This is a genomic window from Paraburkholderia sp. (genome assembly GCF_036488505.1).
Taxonomy (GTDB): domain Bacteria; phylum Pseudomonadota; class Gammaproteobacteria; order Burkholderiales; family Burkholderiaceae; genus Paraburkholderia.
Genome location: NZ_DASXHN010000324.1, coordinates 1 through 2,498 on the forward strand (window position 1 = coordinate 1; position 2,498 = coordinate 2,498).

Annotated in this window: 3 protein-coding genes; all 3 read left to right on the forward strand. The window is 63.1% G+C overall.

The window, feature by feature from the left end; all coding sequences use genetic code 11:
• Positions 1–245: 245 nt before the first annotated feature.
• The 3 genes from VGH68_RS19015 (at position 246) to VGH68_RS19025 (ending at position 2,460) form a co-directional block, all read left to right on the forward strand.
• Positions 246–1,466 (forward strand): Bcr/CflA family multidrug efflux MFS transporter, encoded by a 1,221-nt coding sequence (locus tag VGH68_RS19015; protein WP_331605231.1) that lies wholly within the window; start codon positions 246–248, stop codon positions 1,464–1,466.
• A gap of 114 nt (positions 1,467–1,580) precedes the next feature.
• On the forward strand, positions 1,581–1,811 hold the full coding sequence (locus VGH68_RS19020; protein ID WP_331605233.1) for a hypothetical protein: 231 nt from the start codon (positions 1,581–1,583) through the stop codon (positions 1,809–1,811).
• 235 nt (positions 1,812–2,046) lie between these two features.
• On the forward strand, positions 2,047–2,460 hold the full coding sequence (locus VGH68_RS19025; protein WP_331605234.1) for a RidA family protein: 414 nt from the start codon (positions 2,047–2,049) through the stop codon (positions 2,458–2,460).
• Positions 2,461–2,498: the final 38 nt, after the last annotated feature.

Consider the following 2,498-nt stretch of genomic DNA (forward strand, 5'->3'; position numbering starts at 1 on the left):
CGGGTACCGTCGCGGTGCCGCTCAGCGGTGTTGCGATCATCGTGGCCGTCTTCGTCATCACGGCGCCGCACAGTTATCACGATGACCGCGATCGCCGCGCCAACCTCGGTAGCCGATCGTTTGCGCAGCACGCGCGAGCGCCGTGGGAGATCGAGCGTCGCGTACAATCGATTCCGTCAGACTGTTGCGCCCCGCTTTTACCGTTCCGCTGCCGATACGGCGCGGCTTCCGATCCGGATTTCCCCATGTCTCACATCGCCAAACGCCGGCCCGATGGCCGGCTGATCCTGTTGCTCGGTGCGCTCGCCGCCTGCGGACCGATTTCCATCGACATGTATTTGCCGAGCCTGCCGACCATCGCGCAGGCCTTCGCGGTCAACACGGCCGCCGCGCAAACGACGCTGACGAGTTTCATGCTCGGCTTCTCGCTCGGCATGCTGCTTTATGGTCCGTTGTCGGATACCTATGGACGCCGGTCGATTCTGCTTGGCGGCATCATCATGTATGCGTTGGCGAGTATTGCGTGCGCGCTGTCGTTCTCGATCGGCTCGCTGGTGTCGTTCCGCTTCCTGCAAGCATTGGGCGCCGGCTCCGCGTCGGTGCTCGCGCGGGCGATCGCGCGCGACGCGCACGAGCCCGGCGACGCGGCCCGCGTGCTGTCGATGATCGCGATCGTGACTTCGATCGGACCGCTGCTCGCGCCGCTGATCGGTGGACAGTTGTTGCTGCTCGGCGGCTGGCGCACGGTATTCGTCGCGCTGACGCTGTTCGGTTCCGTATGCGCGGTGACCGCGTTCCTCAAGGTGCCGGAGACGTGGCCGCGCGAGAAGCGCGCGCAGTCGGCGTTGCTGAAATCGTTCGGCGCGTACGGCACGTTGCTGCGCGATCCGGTCGCATGGGGGCACATGCTGTGCGGCGGCATGGCGTTCGCGTCGATGTTCGCTTACATCACCGCGACGCCGTTCGTGTACATCGAGTATTTCCATATCTCGGCGCAGCATTACGGCTTTCTGTTCGCGCTGAACATCGTCGGCATCATGTTCGGCAATTACCTGAACACGCGGCTCGTTGGCCGGCTCGGCCCGCTGCCGATCATTTCTTCCGCCGCGACTGTGAGTTTCGTCGCGTCGCTGTTCGTCAGCGTGGTATCGCTGACGGGGTGGGGCGGCTTGTGGTCGATCGTGTTCGGACTGTTCTTCGTGGTCGGCGTGGTCGGCGTGTTGTCCGCCAATTGCACGACCGACCTGATGCATCGCTACCCGGCTAACGCCGGCGCCGCGGCGGCCGTGTTCGGCGCGGTGCAGCTCGCGCTCGGCGCGTTGTCGAGTCTCGCGGTCGGGCTGTGGCAGGACGGCTCGCCCAAGGGCATGGGCGTCGTGGTCGGGGTGGCGGGTGGTCTGTGTTTCGTCGGGCGTTTTCTGGTGATGCGCTGGCATCGGACGAAGACGCCGGTTGCCGTGGTGTGAGCGATGTGAGCGGTGTGAGCGCATCTACGGAAAACACCAGGTGTTGCGCGCGCGCCACCGTGCGTTTCAAATTGCATTGCTATGATGAAGTCACTGTTCCTCGGAGCGGCAATCATGGCGATCAAAGACCTGATGAACGGCGAACGGCAACGTGCCGCATTCGCCGAAGCGCAAAGGCTGGCAGACAGCGGCGCTTATTACGATTACACCGACATCGAATACGTCTTGCGCTTTGATTACGGGTTGACCGATGTCTCGGCTTTGCTCGATAGCCGGCTGATGCATCGCGATCTGAATCGTCGTTGCGCGGATGCGCGCGAAAAACTGGAGATGGCTGACGCTTGAAGTCGGTTATCGCGGGGAGCGTGCGGCTCGGTGCGGATCAGGATGGCGGGGTGGGCGCGGGCTGATGGACCACTCATGGCTCGTGTCGCGTGTCTTGAATTCGCTCGGTCGTATTCGGCGCGCTCGTGTGTCGCTTGAGATTTTTCGCTGATCGCGTGGAGAGGGGCGCTTGGTTCGGACGTTCCGCCTAAGGTCATCGTTGCTGCCCGGACGTTCCCGGCTTCTGGAGTGGTTCATGACCGATAGTTCCGATATTTCGCGCGACTCGCATCTGCCGCAGACCAACAATCCCTCCGTGCTCGCCAAACCCGGCGGTCACTATAGTCACGTCGCGATTGCGAATGGCTTCGTGTTCGTGTCGGGGCAATTGCCGATCAACCCGCAAGGCGACAAGCTCAACGACGCGTTGTTCGACGTGCAGGCCGAACAGGTGCTGGCCAATGTGCGGGCCGCGCTTGAAAGCGCCGGCAGCAGTGTTGCGCAGCTGGTGCAGGTGCGTGTCTATGTCGTCGATGTCGAGGACTGGGCCAGCTTTAATCAGATCTACGCGCGTTGGGCAGGCGATGCGAAGCCGGCGCGCGCGATTGTGCCGGTGCCGAAGTTGCACTATGGGTTCAAGGTGGAGGTTGAGGCGACGGCGATGGTCTAGCTAGCTGATGCCTTCATCGTTCCGCGCGCTGGTCGTCG

Bases quoted from the DNA above. Each gene is read 5' to 3' on its own strand.
- VGH68_RS19015 (WP_331605231.1), top strand. From the start codon at position 246: ATGTCTCACATCGCCAAACGCCGGCCCGATGGCCGGCTGATCCTGTTG.
- VGH68_RS19020 (WP_331605233.1), top strand. From the start codon at position 1,581: ATGGCGATCAAAGACCTGATGAACGGCGAACGGCAACGTGCCGCATTC.
- VGH68_RS19025 (WP_331605234.1), top strand. From the start codon at position 2,047: ATGACCGATAGTTCCGATATTTCGCGCGACTCGCATCTGCCGCAGACC.